Source organism: Vibrio sp. 397 (assembly GCF_033339395.1).
Lineage (GTDB): Bacteria > Pseudomonadota > Gammaproteobacteria > Enterobacterales > Vibrionaceae > Vibrio > Vibrio alginolyticus.
The window spans coordinates 74,641-93,042 of the sequence record NZ_JAWOUN010000003.1 but is presented as its reverse complement, the minus strand read 5'-3'; the positions used below and the strand labels follow the sequence as shown (position 1 = coordinate 93,042).

The 18,402-nt window shown below is 46.3% G+C and carries 18 protein-coding genes; 10 read left to right on the top strand and 8 right to left on the bottom strand.

What is annotated here, in order from left to right; genetic code table 11:
* Positions 1–3: 3 nt before the first annotated feature.
* The 7 genes from R7P36_RS05930 to R7P36_RS05900 all read left to right on the top strand — a co-directional run bounded on the left by R7P36_RS05930 (position 4) and on the right by R7P36_RS05900 (position 6,662).
* Positions 4–702 (top strand): ABC transporter ATP-binding protein, encoded by a 699-nt coding sequence (locus R7P36_RS05930; protein WP_005374479.1) that lies wholly within the window; start codon positions 4–6, stop codon positions 700–702.
* The gene (locus tag R7P36_RS05925; RefSeq protein WP_213899996.1) at positions 690–1,958 is read left to right on the top strand and encodes an ABC transporter permease; all 1,269 of its coding nucleotides are present in this window, start codon (positions 690–692) and stop codon (positions 1,956–1,958) included. The genes R7P36_RS05930 and R7P36_RS05925 overlap by 13 nt, the downstream gene beginning before the upstream one ends.
* Positions 1,951–2,736: an outer membrane lipoprotein-sorting protein gene (locus tag R7P36_RS05920; protein WP_213899997.1), complete on the top strand. Its 786-nt coding sequence runs from the start codon at positions 1,951–1,953 to the stop codon at positions 2,734–2,736. Before R7P36_RS05925 ends, R7P36_RS05920 begins: the two co-directional genes overlap by 8 nt.
* 45 nt (positions 2,737–2,781) lie before the next feature.
* Positions 2,782–4,128, top strand: coding sequence for a hypothetical protein (locus tag R7P36_RS05915; protein WP_318099070.1), 1,347 nt, complete (start codon positions 2,782–2,784; stop codon positions 4,126–4,128).
* Positions 4,129–5,151, top strand: coding sequence for a sensor histidine kinase (locus tag R7P36_RS05910; RefSeq protein ID WP_213899999.1), 1,023 nt, complete (start codon positions 4,129–4,131; stop codon positions 5,149–5,151). It begins immediately after the preceding gene.
* Positions 5,152–5,166: 15 nt separating this feature from the next.
* Positions 5,167–5,958, top strand: coding sequence for a LytR/AlgR family response regulator transcription factor (locus R7P36_RS05905; RefSeq protein WP_213900000.1), 792 nt, complete (start codon positions 5,167–5,169; stop codon positions 5,956–5,958).
* 68 nt (positions 5,959–6,026) lie between these two features.
* Positions 6,027–6,662 carry a DUF2268 domain-containing putative Zn-dependent protease gene (locus R7P36_RS05900; protein WP_213900001.1) on the top strand — a complete coding sequence of 212 codons (636 nt, stop codon included), beginning with the start codon at positions 6,027–6,029 and terminating at the stop codon, positions 6,660–6,662.
* Between the two features lie 116 nt (positions 6,663–6,778).
* On the opposite strand, the gene R7P36_RS05895 is transcribed toward R7P36_RS05900, so the two are convergent.
* The 4 genes from R7P36_RS05895 to R7P36_RS05880 all read right to left on the bottom strand — a co-directional run bounded on the left by R7P36_RS05895 (position 6,779) and on the right by R7P36_RS05880 (position 10,438).
* Entirely contained in the window at positions 6,779–7,273 is a 495-nt protein-coding gene (locus tag R7P36_RS05895; RefSeq protein ID WP_020195057.1) for a peptidylprolyl isomerase, read from the bottom strand.
* A gap of 122 nt (positions 7,274–7,395) precedes the next feature.
* Entirely contained in the window at positions 7,396–9,057 is a 1,662-nt protein-coding gene (locus R7P36_RS05890; protein WP_151515215.1) for a methyl-accepting chemotaxis protein, read from the bottom strand.
* 175 nt (positions 9,058–9,232) lie between these two features.
* Positions 9,233–9,619, bottom strand: coding sequence for a thiol-disulfide oxidoreductase DCC family protein (locus R7P36_RS05885; protein ID WP_054576513.1), 387 nt, complete (start codon positions 9,617–9,619; stop codon positions 9,233–9,235).
* A gap of 24 nt (positions 9,620–9,643) precedes the next feature.
* Positions 9,644–10,438 (bottom strand): DUF4344 domain-containing metallopeptidase, encoded by a 795-nt coding sequence (locus tag R7P36_RS05880; RefSeq protein ID WP_213900002.1) that lies wholly within the window; start codon positions 10,436–10,438, stop codon positions 9,644–9,646.
* Positions 10,439–11,300: 862 nt separating this feature from the next.
* On the opposite strand from R7P36_RS05880, the gene gltS (R7P36_RS05875) reads away from it, so the two are divergent.
* Positions 11,301–12,536, top strand: coding sequence for a sodium/glutamate symporter (gene gltS, locus R7P36_RS05875; protein ID WP_005374448.1), 1,236 nt, complete (start codon positions 11,301–11,303; stop codon positions 12,534–12,536).
* 101 nt (positions 12,537–12,637) lie between these two features.
* On the opposite strand, the gene R7P36_RS05870 is transcribed toward gltS (R7P36_RS05875), so the two are convergent.
* The 3 genes from R7P36_RS05870 to R7P36_RS05860 are packed head-to-tail and all read right to left on the bottom strand — an operon-like array spanning position 12,638 to position 14,693.
* The gene (locus R7P36_RS05870) at positions 12,638–13,468 is read right to left on the bottom strand and encodes a hypothetical protein (protein WP_213900003.1); all 831 of its coding nucleotides are present in this window, start codon (positions 13,466–13,468) and stop codon (positions 12,638–12,640) included.
* Positions 13,468–14,325 (bottom strand): ABC transporter ATP-binding protein, encoded by an 858-nt coding sequence (locus R7P36_RS05865; protein WP_005374445.1) that lies wholly within the window; start codon positions 14,323–14,325, stop codon positions 13,468–13,470. Before R7P36_RS05865 ends, R7P36_RS05870 begins: the two co-directional genes overlap by 1 nt.
* Positions 14,322–14,693 carry a GntR family transcriptional regulator gene (locus R7P36_RS05860; RefSeq protein ID WP_005374444.1) on the bottom strand — a complete coding sequence of 124 codons (372 nt, stop codon included), beginning with the start codon at positions 14,691–14,693 and terminating at the stop codon, positions 14,322–14,324. Before R7P36_RS05860 ends, R7P36_RS05865 begins: the two co-directional genes overlap by 4 nt.
* A 413-nt stretch (positions 14,694–15,106) precedes the next feature.
* On the opposite strand from R7P36_RS05860, the gene gltS (R7P36_RS05855) reads away from it, so the two are divergent.
* Together gltS (R7P36_RS05855) and R7P36_RS05850 are read left to right on the top strand one after the other, a co-directional pair.
* Positions 15,107–16,333 (top strand): sodium/glutamate symporter, encoded by a 1,227-nt coding sequence (gene gltS, locus R7P36_RS05855; RefSeq protein WP_171344991.1) that lies wholly within the window; start codon positions 15,107–15,109, stop codon positions 16,331–16,333.
* A 154-nt stretch (positions 16,334–16,487) separates the two neighbouring features.
* Complete coding sequence (locus R7P36_RS05850; RefSeq protein ID WP_005374442.1) at positions 16,488–17,354, top strand: hypothetical protein; 867 nt, start codon at positions 16,488–16,490, stop codon at positions 17,352–17,354.
* A 90-nt stretch (positions 17,355–17,444) separates the two neighbouring features.
* Here the strand turns inward: R7P36_RS05850 and nagB are convergent, their stop codons facing one another.
* Positions 17,445–18,245 (bottom strand): glucosamine-6-phosphate deaminase, encoded by an 801-nt coding sequence (nagB, locus tag R7P36_RS05845; protein ID WP_005374441.1) that lies wholly within the window; start codon positions 18,243–18,245, stop codon positions 17,445–17,447.
* Positions 18,246–18,402: the final 157 nt, after the last annotated feature.

Sequence of the window (18,402 nt, the reverse complement as noted above, 5' to 3'; positions counted from 1 at the left end):
GTCATGATCGTTTTTAATCAACTTAGTCGCGATTACGCCCTTGGCAGCCAAACGGTGCGTGCATTGCGAGACGTGTCTGGTGAAGTGTTTGCCGGCGAAATGGTGGCATTGTGCGGGCCGTCTGGCTCAGGCAAAAGCACCTTACTTAACGTGCTTGGCATGCTGGATACTCAATACCAAGGTCAGGTGACATTTGCAGGCAGCCCATACCCAACTGGGCAAATGCAGGCTGCGAAAATGCGTCGTGAAAAGCTTGGCTTTGTGTTCCAAAAATTCAACCTTGTGCCTGTGATGACGGCATTGGAGAACGTGGCTTATCCGCTGCATCTCAACGGCTTTTCAAAAGCAGAACAAACCGAGCTCGCCACACAAATGTTAGAACACGTTGGCTTGGGCGAGTTTATTCATCACATGCCCGATAACCTGTCTGGCGGCCAGCAGCAGCGTGTGGCAATTGCACGCGCCTTAGTGCACAAACCAGCATTGGTGATTGCTGATGAGCCAACCGCAAGTCTTGATAGCCAAACTGCCAATAAGGTCATCGACATTATGAAAGGGCTCGGACACGAGCTTGGCACCACTTTTATCGTCGCCACTCACGACCCTCGCATGGCATCCCGTTGTGACCGCACCATTGAGTTGGTGGACGGCAAGATTACCCAAACGCACGCAAGTGTGGAGGAGGTTTCATGGGCAAGCTAATTCCAGTTTCCGTTCGCCTTGCTTGGTTGAACCTGCAACGCAATCGCCGCCGCAGTTTGTTGTCGATGCTGATCATCGCCATTGCCGTGTTTGCGTTAACCAGTGCGGGTGGTTTTGGTCTTTACACCTACGACAGTTTGAAAGAATCGACAGCACGTGACACGGGGCATCTGACGTTAACCACACAGGGTTACTTCGCCAAAGAAGAAGAGATGCCGCTGAGTAATGGGTTAACTCATGCGGACGACATCACCAAGCAATTGATTGGGTTGAATGAAGTGCGAGGTGTGCAGCCTCGAGTTGAGTTCAGTGGTTTGATTTCCAACGGCAACAAGTCGTCGATCTTTATCGGTATTGGCGTTAACGAACGCGAATTCGATATGAAAGGACCGTTTTTGGACGTGCGTGAAGGGCAAACGCTGTCCAACATTCATGCATCGCGTTATGACCCTGCAGAGCCAGAGGTGATGCTCGGCGCTGATTTGGCGAACAACCTAAGCGTGCACGTTGGCGATTGGATTACCTTGCTGGCGACCACTACCGATGGCGCATTGAATGCGTATGACTTCAAAGTACGAGGCATCTACTCAACAGGCGTGCCTGAGCTTGATAAACGCCAGCTGTACGTGCACATCAACAGCGCGCAATCGCTGCTCGGTTCAGACAAAGTCAGTGCGTTATCTGTCTTCCTGTTCGATACCAGTTTAACTAACCAAGTCGAGCAACAAGTGGCTTCGGTTTTGAGTAAGCAAAAGCAGAACTTTGGCGACCAAGATATTGAGATTACGCCTTGGCAAGAGCGCGCGTTCTTCTATCTCAAAGTGAAAGATTTGTACGACCGCATCTTCGGCATCATGGGCGCAGTAATGGCGTTGGTAGTCTTTGTCGCCCTGTTCAACACCATGACCATGTCGGTCACCGAGCGTACACGTGAAATCGGCACCTTGTCAGCTCTTGGTAGCTACCCTCGCGAAATCATTGCTGGGTTCTTGCGCGAAGCCGGGTTACTTGCGGTGATTGGCAGCTTAATCGGCGCTTTGTTTACGGCGCTAGTCACCATTTTACTGATGGTCGTGGATGTGCAAATGCCGCCACCGCCAGGACGCACAGAAGGTTACCCATTAACGATTTACTTCTCTTGGGAGCTGGTGGCTGTCGCTGGATTCGCAGTATTGATGATTTGTTTGGTTGCAGCGTTTTTCTCGGCACGCAAAGGGGTGAACAAGCCAATTACGGAGGCTCTGATTTATGTTTAATTTCAAATCACTATTACCAATGGCACTGCTGACGGTAAGCGGCATGGCAAGCATGAATGCCAGTGCGAATGAAACAGCGTTAGATGCACAGCAAGTTGCGCAATTGATTGAAAAAGCCGATAGCTACCGCTTGCAAGATGATTCCTCCAAAGTGGTGTCACTGGTGCGCTTATATCAAGACCAAGAATTAGATAAAACCCGCCTTTACCATGTGTACACGCGTCCAAATCGTGAATCGCTGGTGGTGTTCAAATCAGCAGTCGAAGCTGGGCAAAAGATGCTGATGATGGGCGACAACTACTGGCTGCAAATGCCAAAGAGCCGCCGCCCGATTCGCATTACGCCAATGCAGAAGTTGCTTGGGGAAGCGTCTATCGGCGACATCTCAACCCTGACGTGGAGCCAAGATTATCAAGGTGAATGGAAAGCGACAGAAACCGTTTCGGTGAACGGGGAAAGTGTCGCGGCTTATCATCTTGCTTTAACCGCGAAAACCAAAGGGGCGAGTTATCAGAAGATCGACTTATGGTTGTCTGAGCAAGATGCGTTTCCAATTAAAGCTGATCTCTACTTGCGCTCTGGCAAACTCGCCAAGCAAGCGCAATACGGACGTGCAAGCGACAATGGCGAAGACTACGTCAGTGAGATGACCTTGCTTGATAGCATTCAGCCGAGCAAAAAGACCGTTATCGAGTATCAAGAGATCGTGCCTTGGCAGCTGGACAACAAGTTCTACAACCCAAGCTATTTGCCGAAAGCCAATACGACTCAGCTTTAGCCTGAACTCCTTAAATAGAACCATGAAAACGAGCAAGGAAGTCACATGAAATCGCACCAGCCTAACCTTAACAAAAGCACCAGTTTGTTGATTGCTGCGTCGTTGTGTGTGGGCGCAGCAGCCCCAGTTTTTGCCAATGATGAGCTGAGTTTTGAGTGGGATTGGGCTGTCAGTTACGAAACTGCCAAGCAGCGTGACAGCGCATTTATGCAGGCGCAGGGCAGTTCTCGTGATTCACTTAATGCACTGTTGGATGTGCAAGTGAACTATCAAAACTTCAGTGGCTTGTTCGCACTGTACAGCCAAGGTTTGTACCTCAATCAACAAGGAGAGAGTGATTGGTGGAGTGAAGCTGATAACCAACTGTTGATTAGAGAGCTGGCTTGGCTAGGGGAGTGGCAAGTCGGTGATACCACTCTTGATGTGAGTTTGGGTAAGTTACGCGTGGATTGGGGCGTGGGTTATGGCTACCGACCTTTGGATCTGTTTAAGCCTTATCGACAAAATCCTGTTGGCTTAGTAGCAGAAGAAGGTGCGGGTGTGTTTTCACTTTCACACTACGATATGGCCGGCGAATGGACCGTCATTGCGACCGATTCAAGCTGGGGGCAACAAGACCAGAGTGCTCTTGATCAAGCCGCAGAGCAGCAAGGTGTTGGTATTCGTCGTTATGCGCTGGTGGGTGACACCGAGTATCAACTTATTGGTTATTACGATGATGTGCGCCGAGGTTTGCTTGGCGCCAGTGCCATTGCGGTGTGGGATGAATCCATCGCCATGCACGGTTCCATGCTGTGGCAAAAGCAAAGTGTCGGCTATCAGTTTCAGCAGGATGATCTTTACCAACCCGTTTCGGTTGAGAAGCAGGGCAGCGCATTCCAAGCCTTAATTGGGTTGAATTGGGCAAACCAAGTCGGGCACAACGTGATTGCTGAATATTGGTACGACAGTCGTGCATGGTCGAAAAGCGAATGGCAACAAGCAATAGGGCGTGGCGAATTACTCTCTCAGATCCCTGATCCTAACAACTCTCTGTTGGCTAGCAGCGCTCTACTTGCGACAAGCTACGCCCAAGGGTTTCAGCATGCCAATATCGTTCAGCATAACGTAATGCTGCACTGGAGTTGGGATTTGGAAGCGTGGGCTGCATGGAACGGTAAAGCGGATATGGGCTGGCTAAGTGATGTAACCCCTACGTTGGATGTGATGTTGGCGTCACAAGATGGTGGTGTGATTGTCACGCAGTGGCTTAACTACCAATGGATTGATACCGGCGATCAAAGTGTAGAAGTGGAAGTTGCCGCACGCTTTTTAACCGGAGACGACCAATCTGCTTACGCACAAATCAATGATAAGCATATGATTGTATTTAACATCAAAGGGAAATTCTAAATGTGTTCAGCAAAATCAATGGTGAAAAGTGGATGGTCGCGTAGCTTATTAGTGACCACGGCATTTTGTCTCTTTATCGCAGCAATGACGCTTTCTGTTTGGGGCGGCTCATTTTACGTTCATGTTATGGTGAGTTTTGGATTTGGCTATTCGGCTATATTCTTCTCATGGCTTGTCGACCGCCTGTTTCCTACCATTCCTCGTTTGGCGGAAGTGGCTATCTCGCTGACGGCTTGCTTATTGTTCGGTGTGGTAAACGCCGAGTTTTGGCTCGGAGAATATTTCGGCATCTCAGGTATGCTATCGGTTGGACTCATGGGGTTGTTATTCAGTGCCATGTGCTTTTTCTATTTCTACTCACGCGAGCAACATGCGATCGCTCAACGAGAGTTGGAAGCCATCAAGCGCGAGAAAGCAGAGCAAGATCGTGCGCTCTTGCTGAGTCAGCTTAAGCAGATGCAAAGCCAGATTGAACCGCATTTTCTATTCAATACCTTGGCGAATATCAGCGCGCTCATGTCGCAAGATGTCGATAAAGCCAAGCTGATGCTAGAACAGTTAACCGCGCTGCTGCGAGCAACGCTAAAAAGCTCACGCGAAGAACACACCACCATAGACAATGAAACGGCGTTACTTGAGGCTTACTTAAGCATCCAACAAACCCGTTTAGGTGACCGACTCAGCTACAAGATTGAGGTTGAAGAGGGACTAGGCAGAACCGAGTTACCGCCGATGATGCTCCAACCTTTAATCGAAAACGCCATCATCCATGGTATTGAACCGAAGCGAGAAGGTGGCGAAGTCAGCTTACTCATTAAGCGCGAACAACAGAACTTGAAGATTGAAGTCAGAGACACAGGTGTTGGCTTGAATCACGTGAGTGGGCACATGGGGTCTGGCGTGGGTCTAAGTAATCTCAAGCAGCGAGTTGAAGCTTTGTTCGCAGGTCAAGGAGAGGTTTCTATCAGTGAGTCTGCTCAGGGTGGCGTTTGTGTTCGCTTGCGCTGGCCAATGGAATCGTAATCAAGGAAGAAAGGAATGAATACAGGGTTTACTGCCATTATTGCTGATGATGAACCGTTATTGAGGCGTCATCTTGATAAAAGCCTAGCTGAAGTGTGGCCAGAGCTAGAGGTGATAGCCAAAGTCGCCGATGGTGAACAAGCGTTGCAAGCCATTGAGCAAAGTCAACCTGATATTGCGTTTCTCGATATTCGTATGCCAGTTTTGGATGGCATGACATTAGCGCAAAAACTCAATCAATTCGCCAATCCACCTTTGATTGTGTTTGTCACCGCGTACGATGATTACGCCATCAAAGCTTTTGAGCAAAATGCCGCCGATTATTTGCTCAAGCCTATCTCGGATGAGCGCCTCCTGACGACGTGTGAAAGAGTGAAAGCACGCCTTGCTAAGCGAGAGCAAGAAAGCAGTAATGTGCAGATGAGCAGCCTGTTAGAACAGTTGCAGCAATTATCCGCGCCACAAACACCGCAATATCTTCAGTGGATCAAAGCGACGCAAGGGGAAGACATTCATCTGATCGCCACGTCTGATGTGCTGTATTTCAAAGCGGAAGAAAAATACGTTTCTGTGTATGCCCAACAAGGACAAGGCAAAGTGCAGGAGTATTTGATTCGTACATCGTTGAAAGAGTTGATAGGGCAGCTTAACCCAGAACAGTTCTGGCAAGTGCACCGTTCAAGCGTGGTGCAAGTGTGTAAAATTTGCAAAGTAAACAAAGATTTTGCTGGCAGAATGTTTGTTCACGTAGGAGAAAACAAGCTCCCTGTGAGCCGTGCATCTCAAAGTTTGTTCAAAGGGATGTAATCGTTAGAACTGCTCACTCTTTACACTGTAAACTCGCTGCTCTTAACCCACATTATCAAGGAAGATAAATGAGTTATCGCGTAACCCTGTTAAATGCGACGGGAGAACTGTCTCCAATCTCTGAGTATTTGCATCAGAAACTTGATGATCTGAGCTCACCACTTTCTAGTTACTTTGATTTAAGTAACATTGACCTCACCATTAGCCCGTTTGATCGCAATGACGTACCGCAGACGGGGATTGGTGGCTATTGCTTAAGCGCCTATCGTGTAGAGATTCTGCTTGATACTCAACGTGCTGATATTAAAAACGTTATTGAGAAAGAACTAGCTGCGGTGTTAGCGCATGAGTTGCATCACCTGTTCCGTATGCGAGCCGGAGAGAATGGCGTTGCACTTGGTGATGTGCTGATTATGGAAGGGTTAGCTTGTCACTTCGAACGTAAGGTGAATGGCGGCGTCACTCCGAGCTTGTTTGAGCAAATCAAAGATCAAGATTGGCGCCCTTTCTACGCTGAGATGAAAGATAAGTTGACCAGCCTAGATTACAACTTCGACGCTTACTTTCTTGGCAGCGATGAAAGCCGCTGGCCGAAATACATGGGGTATTGGGTTGGGTACAACCTTGTTGCTGAATATCTGGCTGACTTTCAAGGCTCTGAACTGGATTTGGTTGGAGCCAAAGCTGAGCTTTTCTATCAATAACTTCGTTATAAGCCCAACTAATCGGCCGAGTTATAAAAACAAAAAGCGCCTAGGTCATCAGACGTTAGGCGCTTTCTTCGTTTATAGCGACGATTTCTCTGCAGAGGCGAATGGGTTTATTCGCTGATCGTCACTTTCTCGATAATGATTGGATCGCATGGCACATCATCGTGACCAAGCTTAGAGGTCGTTTTTACTTTCGCGATGCGATTTACGACATCCATACCCGCGGTCACTTTACCAAACACGGCATAGCCCCAGCCTAGGTTGGTGGTTGCGGTGTGGTCTAGGAAATCATTGTCTTCCAAGTTAATGAAGAACTGTGCTGTTGCAGAGTGCGGAGCATCGGTACGCGCCATTGCGATAGTGCCAACAAGGTTCTTTAGACCACGGTTTGCTTCGTTCGCGATAGGGGCGCGTGTTGGCTTTTCTGCCATGTCTTCGGTATGACCGCCACCTTGAATCATAAAGCCATCGATAACGCGGTGGAAAATGGTGCCGTTGTAGAAGCCATCTTCACAGTATTTTTTGAAGTTCTTTGAACTAACTGGTGCTCGTTCTAGGTTCAGTTCAATCTCGATGTCACCGAAATTGGTGGTCATAATAATCATCTGGTTTTGCCCTTGTGGGTGCTTAGTTGGCGGCATTATAGCTAAGTCGCATTATGATAGCAGAAATAAAAACAGCGACGTTTTGGCGTCGCTGTTTGCATGTTGAGTGTTTGAGGAAAGCTCTAGACCGTAAAGCGACCGACCAAGTCGTACAGTTCGTTGGCTTTGTGGTTAAGGTTGCCACTGCCTGCACGGTTTTGATTCGCAAGGCTTGCCGACTGACTGCTTTGTTGAGAGATCACTTCAATGCGTTGTGAAATCTCTTGCCCAACTTGGCTTTGCTCTTCGGTTGCCGTTGCGATCAGGGTGTTCATGTCCATGATGTTAGCAATTGCGGCTTGGATTTCTTGCAGTGCGGCAGAGGCAGCTCGTGCTTCCTCAACCGTTGCTTCACCACGCGCTTGGCTTGAGCCCATGGCTTTCACTGCCGCATCCGAGCCAGACTTCAATTGCTCAATCATTTGGTGAATTTCGCCTGTGCTGTCTTGAGTGCGACTTGCCAGTTTACGAACCTCATCGGCAACGACTGCGAAGCCGCGACCTTGTTCGCCTGCACGGGCTGCTTCAATGGCTGCGTTCAGTGCCAATAGGTTAGTTTGCTCGGCTATATCCTGAATCACTTCCAGAGAAGAAGAAATGTTTTTTACGTCGCTCTCTAAACGAGAAATCACCGTGCTGGCTTCCGACACCTCTAGCGCGAGTGCTTCGACAGAGTTCGCTGCCGAATCAACAATGTGTTTTGCTTGTTGTGAGTTTTCATCGGCGTCTCTGGCTGATTGCGCTGCTTGGTTAGCGTTGTTTGAAATCTCGTGCGCCGTTGCTGTCATCTCGGTCATTGCCGCTGCGACTTGTTCGGTCTCTTCACGTTGACCAGAAGCTAATTCATCCACTTGCGATGCACGCTGTGACATCTCGTTGGTCTCTGAAACCACTTCTTGTCCTACGTGGCTAACGCTCTTGATTATGCCTTGTAGGCTTTCAACGAAGATATTGAAGTTACGGCTCAGCTGCGTGAACTCCGGCACGCTCGATTCTTCCATGCGCGCGGTTAAATCTGCATCGCCTTGTGCGAAAGAGTGAATTGAAGCATCAAACTGCTCAATAGGTTTCATGATGCTGCGGTTAACAAATACGGCAAAGACTGCAACTATCGCTGTTATTGAGGCACAAAACAGGGCTATTGCCGTCAGTGTGGTGTTGAGATCTTCGTGTGCGGCTTTTTCCATGTCTGCCACAATGGCGTCGATATCGTCCGTGTAGAAACCCGTTCCCAACATCAAGTCCCATTCAGGAATAAAGACTGAGTAGCTCAGTTTCGGTAGTGCTTCACTCTGACCGAGTTTCGGGAAGTAATAAGTCGTGAACTCGCCAGTTTTGGCATTTTTTAACAAATCCTGGATCAGGTAATTGCCTTTCTTGTCCTGCAAGTTATAGAAGTTTTCCCCGATGCCTTTGGTGTTTTTACCCACCACGACGCGAACGCCTTTTGAATCATAACCAAAGATGTATCCGGATTGACCAAACTCTAGTTGTTTCAAGATAGGCAGAGCCTCTTCCAGTGGGGCATTTTGTGCGAGTAGCGGCTCGACAGCGGAACGCGCCATTTGTACGTAGCTTTTGAGTTCGGCTTTTTTCATCTCCATCATTCGACTTCGAGTTTGCTCAATCTCGTGCTCGTTGTAGGCCGTGGTTTGTTCGTAGGTGAACCACATCATGCCTATTGCCATAGTTAGAATTGGAATTATTGAAAGGATATATAGTCGTTTTCTGATCGTCAGATTCATAGAGACGTCCTTCTCTCGGCGCAGCGTTACAAGTGACAAGCTGAATAAGCTTGCCTGATAAAAGTGTTAATACTTATTGTTGTAATGCTTAGAGATTAACCGAGTTAATCAATCAGAAATACTGGAAATTTGTAAATCTAGACGAAGGTCGTAGCATTTTTAAGCGGGATCACAATTAACGTGAACACGACCCACTATTGCAACGAGAAGTCCCTGTTAACCAATATGAGACGCGATACCTATTCTTTGCGAATTTGAGGTAAAGCCAGTCAGCAACAGGTTTAACGAGGCGCCAACGCAGTGGAGCGTAGAGCCAACCGCGACCAACTAATTGCCACGCACGATGAGTCACGTCCAACCCAAGCAGAAGCTCTCCCTTTTCGTTGAGGGCGTGCAAAATGGTGTTGGCTTGTTCAGGATCGATCTGCGGATAATCTGCGAATGCATCACTATAGATATCGACGGTTTTGATGTGCTGCTTGGAATCGCGTTGTTTTAGCGCCTTCATCTCTTTGGCACAAAGCGGGCAGGTTCCGTCATAAAATATGGTGAGTTTTGTCATTGCGGTCTTCTTGTTTGAGATTTTCTAATCGCTTTTACGTGGCGAATTTTCTTTTGGTTCATTGTTTTGCAAGTAATGCAGCCAATTGTCGCGAATGTTGCCGTAATTGAATTGGCAGAACTCTTTGCGATCACGCAGGTAGTCTTTTTCTACTTCATCGAGTAAGGCTTTGTATTGCTCCGGATCACTACCGTACACCAAACATAACGTTGAAAAGTAACGCTGCAAATCAAAGCTGTGTTCGTCAATGTACTCGCCAAAATCGTAGTAGTCCGGTCTGTCGTCGGATTCGAATGCGAACATGTCGGCGGCGCTAATGGCCATATCTGCGCCATCTTCTAGGAAGTCAATCATTAAAATAGTGGCAAAATTATCGACCGCATCTTCTTCTTTTCCGAGAACAGGGATGCTTTGATCTTCGATGTAAGCATGTCCAGCTTCATGAAGTAAAGTGTGCAATAACGTATCTAGCGCCCCTGTTTTTGGGGATTTTCCGAAGCGTTCTTCATACTGATTATTGGAGAAGTAATTGAGCGACTCCAAATAAAAAGTGTAAGGAACGTATATTGTGTGTGTATCAGGATCATACATTGGACCATCTTCTCCGCCGTAAACCAGCGTGAGAGCTTTATCAAATGGAAAGTAGGCCTGAGATAGCTCAGCAAAGATGGTGTTTACATCGCTGCTTTGAATAGATTGTTGGGTTATTTTTTCATGAGTTGTCTCTACGGGAGAATATTGAATACGAATGTTTTCAGCTGCTGTAGCTGATGAGGCTATGCTGAGTAATAGCGCAGGGCAAAGCGAATGAATGTTCATGTGGGACTCTTGTTATTGAATAACTTGTATAAAAAATTATACATGTTTTTGTCTGATGCATAGTTGGGGTTGTACTCATTAGCCAAAGTCGGGACGTCGGTCTCGAAAAGCAATCATGATAACATCGCATATTTCGGCTGCTTGGTTCTCTAGGGCGTTTATCAAGACCTCTTGGATAAGAACGGCGGTGAAGTTATTAGCTATGCATCGTATTCTAAGAAGCTTACTGAGTAACTGTGCTTCGATCTTTATCTGTGAAAATGATAATAGGCAGTTAATCATTGCAAGGTTTAACCATGGGGTTGGTGAATGTCACTGAATTGAAGAAAATTATCAGCGATATGTTATAATCCTGCTCCGTTGTGACGAAAACGTTTGTTGCAGCCTGAGAGTTTCCTTGGATTCGGCTCGTTTATACACCATGAGCCAGAGTTGAAAAGCTACGACAGGAACAGGCAAACCCAATTGTTTTGAACGCGCTCTCGGCGTTTAGCGGTTACAACGGGAAGGAACTTTGTTTGATAGTAATTGACACATTCTGTTTAAGTAAGGGAGCCCGAAGTGGTTCAGAAAGTGTCACCCAGAATTTACTCACAACACAACACCCCAAGCGATAACGCACAGGTATTGCGAGGGGCCATTTGAAGGAGCTGTATCAGCTCCTTTCACATTTAAGGGCTTGCTAACAGCGTAAAAACTGACACATCGCTTAAGGAGCGCCCCTTAAACTAGCCTAAGGCGCATCTACACCAACTTTTTGAGTATTTTCGAAACAATAAAGCGAGAAAATTTGCTATTGAACGAAGGTTAAACTAACACTCATTCATTACGGAGAATGAAGAGAACAATAATAAGAGGCGATATGAATCATTTAATATCTGTAGGTGCACTGGAGTCCTTCTTGGTCGCAATTAGTGTGCTTTTCCTGGGGCATTTTATTAATGCTAAGCTACCGATTTTAAAGAAATTCAACATACCTGAGCCGATTGTAGGTGGCCTTATTGTGGCCTGCATGATTACTGCTCTTCATTTCAACGGCATCGATTTAGAGTTCGACTTGCCATTACAAAATACGTTTATGTTAATGTTTTTTGCGACAGTTGGTTTGGCCGCAAATTACACTCAGTTGATGAAAGGAGGTGCGAAGGTTTTTATCTTCTTAGCTGTCGCATCGTTTTACATCATCATACAAAACGGCGTTGGCGTTTCACTTGCGGCGGCGCTCGGTTTAGATCCTTTGATGGGGTTAATTGCTGGCTCGATTACTCTGTCTGGTGGTCATGGTACAGGTGCTGCGTGGTCACAAACCTTTCAAGACGTGTATGGATTGGATAACGTCTTAGAAATTGCAATGGCATCAGCGACTTTTGGTTTGATCATCGGCGGTATCATTGGTAGCCCTGTAGCGCAGCGTCTGGTGGAAAAGAACAGCATAGAGTCTGAGTATGGTCGTGGTGGTCGAGATGCCAAAACTCACGAGAAATTCCCGGAGTTGGTGACTTACAATGAATACGAAGAAGATAAAGTAACGGCGAAAAAAGTGGTGGAGAAACTCTTCTTCCTACTGATCTGTGTTACTGGGGCCAAGTATGTCGAGCAATGGGTAAGCACGTATGAAATCTCATGGCTGATGATTCCAGACTTCGTATATGCGCTATTCATTGGTGTGATCATTACGAATTTCTTGGAAGTGACCAAGATTCGTAAGTTAGATGCCGAAACGGTCGATATGTTAGGTACGGTATCGCTATCTCTGTTCTTAGCGATGGCTCTGATGAGCTTGAAGTTATGGAATATCTTCGATCTAGCGATTCCATTCTTGGTTATTTTAGCTGTGCAGTCTGTCGTCTTAGCTATCTTTACGTACTATGTTACGTTCAAAGTGATGGGAAGCAACTACGATGCTGCGGTTATTGCAGGGGGGCACTGCGGTTTTGGCTTGGGTGCAACCCCAACAGCCGTAATGAACATGGGTTCGATCGTTAACCGATTTGGCCCGTCGCCGCAGGCATTTATGGTGGTGCCAATTGTGGGGGCTTTCTTTATCGACATCGTTAACTTAATCATTTTACAAGGTTACATTTCATTCCTTGGTTAAATTTAAGTTCATGATCTCCTAAGGTCGAAATAAAAACGGTCACAACACAGGTTGTGACCGTTTTTTTATGGCTCGATTTTGGCCGTTTATCGGACGACGGATTATTGAATGGTTCGGCTGAACTTGAGGCTAGCTGTCCAACCAAGAATACCAATGAAGGCGTAAATGCCAACGTTTAACCAACCCGCTTGAGGAATGGTATTGAATGGGTTTGGTGTAATAATGGCGTGCAGCGGAAGGTAAAGCACTTCGGAGAAAAAGTGATCTAGCCCGTAGTAACCAAAAAGTGCGATAGGCATCCAACGTAGCGCATAAATGGCGATAAACAAAATGACCAGTGGTGAGTTCACTTTTTGTGAAATAGCCATCGCAGTTAATGCCAGCGGTAACAGCAGAATACCGGCGAAAAACATTCTGATTAAAAACTCTCCCCAATGCAGCAGCACGTAACCTAACGAGGCTTGGCGGTACAATAAAGCCAATTGGTGATCAGTAGAGATGTTCAGCAACCACAACATTAAATTTGCAGCGAGTACTAGCACCGAGCAGACGAGCGGAATCACCAATAAGCCAAATCCTAGCTTCACTAAATGGGTTTTTATGTCACTGACAGGCATACTGCGCCAAAACATAATGCTGCCTTCCGCCCGTTCTTTGCGTAGCGTTCTTGGGAAGTACTGAACGGCTAACAAGATAGACAGCAGCCCTGCTCCTCCGGAAATCAACATATTGACGTCATCACCAAGCTCTTTGTGAATGTCACTGACATCGCCACCAAAGCTCATTTGGAAAAACATATTGTGTTGTAGAGTATCGTTACTCATTAAACTCACAAAGAGAATAACTCCACACGCCAACACAAACAGTGGAATACGTAAAACAAGAGGGTTTTCTAACCACTCTTTTTGCAACATCGCGACAACTGAACGCATTACGCTGCCTCCTTCTGCAATGCTAAAAATAGATCCGCTAACTTCACCCCATGGATGGAACCCATTGTTTCTGCTTGTTGGGCATACTGGGCTTTGAGTAACCATTTCGTTGAACCGAGGCCTTTTTGTGACGAGAGTGGGTTCATCGCTTCAATTTGTGTGCGGTGCTCGTCGTTGGCTTCAAGAATGAAATAGTCTTCACTGATACTGTCCATCGAGGTTTGCAGAACGGGGCGACCATGCTTAAGAATCAGAACATCTGTCAGCAAGTGCTCAATCTCTGATACTTCATGACTGGCGATGATCAACACGCGCTCGCCGTCGTGAAACCATTCCAATAAGTGACGATAAAACGTCTCGCGATACACGAGATCTAACCCGAGTGTCGGTTCATCCAATATGAGGATTTGGGTGTTGGTCGCGATCACAATCGCGAGGTGTAATTGCACCTTCATCCCTTTGGATAAAGATTTGATACGCGCACGAGGTTTGATGTCCGTTTGACGAAGTAGCGTATCTGCTTGGGCGCGATTGAACCCTGGATGCACGCCCTCGGTATAGTGAAGCAGTTGAGCAACGGTCATCCAATCTGGCAGAACGTTGACATCCGAGATGTAGGATAAGCTCTGCATTATCTTGTCGCGTTGCATAATGGGTTCAAATCCGTTGATACGAATAGTGCCCTGATATTCATGTGCACCGAGTAGGGCATTAATAAGCGTTGATTTACCTGCGCCATTATGGCCGAGTAAGCCAAGTACTTGTCCTGCATGTAGGTCGAAACTCACTTCATGCAGTGCTTCTCCTTGTTGCTGATATTGCTTGGAGACGTTGTTTACACTGACTAATGCGCTCATTGGTCACCTTTCAAGTGTGGTTTTAGTTGTTGAATGAATTCGTCGAGTGACATATCCAGACGCTGTATTGTGTCGGCTATCTGCGGAATTTGTTGCTGAAGAAAACGTGCCTTCTCGTCTGCGAGTAATTTGAGCTTTGCTCCTGAAGCGACAAACATACCTTGACCGCGTTTTTTCTCCACTAGCCCGTCATCAACAAGCAATTGATAGCCTTTCATAACGGTGAGGTGGTTAATTTTCATATCTGCAGAGATGCTACGGACGGAGGGCAGAGCATCGCCTTCTTGCCAGACACCTTGCAGTATTTGCTGCGTGATCTGGTCTGCCAACTGTCGAAATATCGGTTGGCGATCATGCCAATTAGTCATGAGTTAATCTCTTGGTTGAGATGGTGTTATATATATGTATAACACCTAGTGCATTAGAGAGAAAGTAATAATTTAAAACCTAGTGTATCCGCCTGTCTCATTCGCACTAAATATCCACCTAAGTGGTCGTTGTTTTGAGGTTTTGTTTTATATGGAAATTAATTGCTTCTCATAAGTTGAGAAGTGTTGTTTTTCTCTTCCCATCAATACACTTATCGCCTGTTCTAAATAAATATTCTCACTGAATGATAATTAGCATAATTTTAGGTCTGCCTATTTCTTACTTGATGAGAATCAATGGTCAAAGAGGCCTAGAAAACAAAAGTTTCGAGAGGCAATCTGACTGGCTTAGGCACCTATCTCACGTTGAGCGCGTGCTCAATGAATGAGAAAGAGTAGAGTAAAGAGGTCTCATGAATCAGGTAATATCTATCGGCCCACAGGAGTCGTTCCTCGTCGCAATTTGCGTGTTGTTTTTAGGGCAGTTCATCAATACCAAGTTACCAACCTTAAAAAAATTTAATATTCCAGAGCCAATTGTTGGTGGTCTAGTGGTCGCTTGCGTCATCACGATGATGCACTTAAACGGTGTGGATGTTTCCTTTGATTTACCACTGCAAAACGTCTTTATGCTGATGTTTTTTGCAACCGTTGGCTTAGCGGCAAATTACACCCAACTGATTAAAGGCGGTGCGAAGGTTTTCATCTTCCTAGTTGTGGCATCGGTCTACATTCTTATCCAAAATGCGGTCGGCGTGTCCTTAGCAACAGCGCTGGGGTTAGATCCACTCATGGGGTTGATCGCCGGATCCATTACGCTTTCTGGCGGACATGGAACTGGAGCTGCGTGGTCGCAAACTTTTCAAGAAATGTATGGTTTGCATAATGTTCTAGAGGTGGCAATGGCTTCTGCTACATTTGGCTTGGTGATGGGCGGGATTATTGGCAGCCCTGTTGCACAAAAGCTACTAAACAAACACAACTTGGAATCGGAATACGGACGCACCAATCAAAGTCATCAGAGTTTCCCTGAACTGGTGACGTACAACGAACATGAGGAAGATCGCGTCACAGCGAAAAGAGTCGTTGAAAGCTTGTCCATCATTCTACTTTGCGTGACAGGCGCGAAGTATCTGGAGAGTTGGGTAAGCAGTTTTGACATCAAGTGGTTAATGATTCCCGATTTTGTGTATGCGCTGTTTATTGGTGTTGTTATCACTAACATCATGGAAGTGACGAAGGCGCGCAAGGTTGATTTAGAAACCGTTGATATTCTTGGCACGGTTGCACTATCTCTATTTCTTGCCATGGCCTTGATGAGTTTGAAATTGTGGAATATTTTCGATCTTGCGATCCCATTCCTTATTATTCTTGCTATTCAGTCGGCAGTGTTGGCGATGTTCACTTACTACGTAACATTCCGCATGATGGGAGGCAACTACGATGCGGCGGTGATCGCTAGCGGACACTGCGGTTTTGGGTTAGGTGCTACACCGACTGCGGTCATGAATATGGGCTCCATCGTGAGTCGATATGGTCCATCACCACAAGCATTTATGGTGGTTCCAATTGTCGGTGCATTCTTCATCGACATTGTGAATTTAGTGATTTTGCAAGGATGCATCGCTTTTATTCGATAACATTCGCTTTTTTACCGAAATAACAAAGCCAGCACCTATACGCTGGCTTTGCTATTTGTAACACGAAATCTTGTTTGCCTGACTTCAAGCTGTGAAATCAATGCGTTACTATGACGACATAGTGTTCAATTTTGCAGCAGCATGAGGTACCCACATGTCTGAAAAAATATCGACGTCGGCATTAGCGAAAATGCGCAAGGTAGAAGCTAAGCTGCTGTTTGCCGATCTCAAACGTGCAGGCTACATCGTTCGCCAAGATGAAAAGTGGATTTTGACCGAAGAAGGGGCAAAGTTTGGCGGTGAGTATGTGGATCACCCTAAATTTGGCCAGTTCATCGTCTGGCCGACCAACTTACATATTGAGCTGACTCCCAGCTCAGGGAAAACATTGAGCGCGACACAACTGGGTGAAAAGCTGAAATTGAATGCGAAGCGCATGAATCAGCTTTTGAGTGAACTGGGTTGGTTGACCAAATCCGAAGAGGGATGGAGTGTCACAGAAGCTGGTGTGCGCGCTGGTGGGCAGCAAAGAACCGATAAAGAAACACAAAATACCTTTGTCGTATGGCACGATGTGGTGCTGCGTAACAAGCGTCTTAAGCAGTCTGTCATTGAGTTTTTAGGGCAAGACGCGGAGTCACATTCTACGGATAAATCGTACTCAAGCTTTCGCCAAAAATTTGAAGCCAAGCACCGAACATTAGATGGGCATTACGTGCGCTCTAAGGGGGAGTTGCTCATCGACAACTGGCTGTACTTGGCTGGTGTTGTGCACGCTTATGAGCGTCAGTTGCCGATTGACCAAGATGTCACTAGCGATTTTTACTTGCCAGGTGGCAAAGTCTATTTGCAATTTTGGGGAAGTGACGATGGGGAGATGGCTCAGGCCGACCGTGAGACCATTCGTACTGTTTATGAGCAGCATCATTTCAATCTTATCGAAGTCGAACCGAGTGAACTAGACAAGTTGGATGAAGTGCTTCCTAAGCGTCTTCGTCAGTTTGGTATTAAAGCTTATTGACGACTTAAGCCCGCTGTTCAGATAAGAAAAAACCCGTGTTCAACACGGGTTTTGTATTTTTAGTGTGTTTCTAGGCTGCCATCCTATGGGTTAAAAGCCTTTGATGTTTTCTGCTTCTAGCTCAGAGAAGTACTTCACTGTCTTCACTTTCAGTTCTTGTTGAGCTGGTTCGTCGCATACGATCACCGCTTTAGGGTGAAGTTGAAGAGCAGAAACTGTCCATAGGTGGTTTACACAACCTTCCACGGCTGCTTCAAGTGCCTGAGCTTTGTTATGGCCAGTGACCAAGATCATCACTTCTTCTGAGTCTAGAAGCGTACCAACACCGATAGTCAGCGCGTATTTAGGCACTTGGTTGATATCGCCGTCAAAGAAGCGAGAGTTCGCAATGCGAGTGTCTTCAGTGAGGGTCTTGATGCGAGTACGAGAAGAAAGAGATGACGCTGGCTCGTTGAACGCGATGTGACCGTCGTTACCCACGCCGCCCATGAACAGGTTGATCTTGCCGTAAGACTTAATTTTGTCTTCGTAACGCTTACATTCTGCGTCGTGATCGTCTGTGTTACCGTTCAGTAGGTTGATATTTTCTTCTTGAATATCAATGTGATTAAAGAAGTTGTTGTACATGAACGAGCGGTAAGATTCTGGGTGATCCGCAGGGATGCCAATGTACTCATCCATGTTAAAAGTCACGACGTTTTTGAAGCTGACTTCGCCGGCTTGGTAAAGCTCGATTAGGGCTTTGTAGGTTGCTAGAGGAGTGCCACCAGTTGGTAGACCCAGAACGAATGGACGCTCAGCAGTAGGTTTAAAGTCGTTGATACGCTTAGCGATATGCGCAGCTGCCCACTTACCTACTTGTGCTGCTCGAGTTAACGGGATAAGTCTCATTTTGTGCCCCTAGTTATTGGAATTGACGATGTACTGAAACATTAATTCGCATTATAAAATAAGTAATGGCGAACTGCTATTGTTTTAGGTCAAAATTTTGCTTTTTCTTTAACCAATGTTGTTTTTGTCGACGATTTTTATATCTAAATGCTTTTAT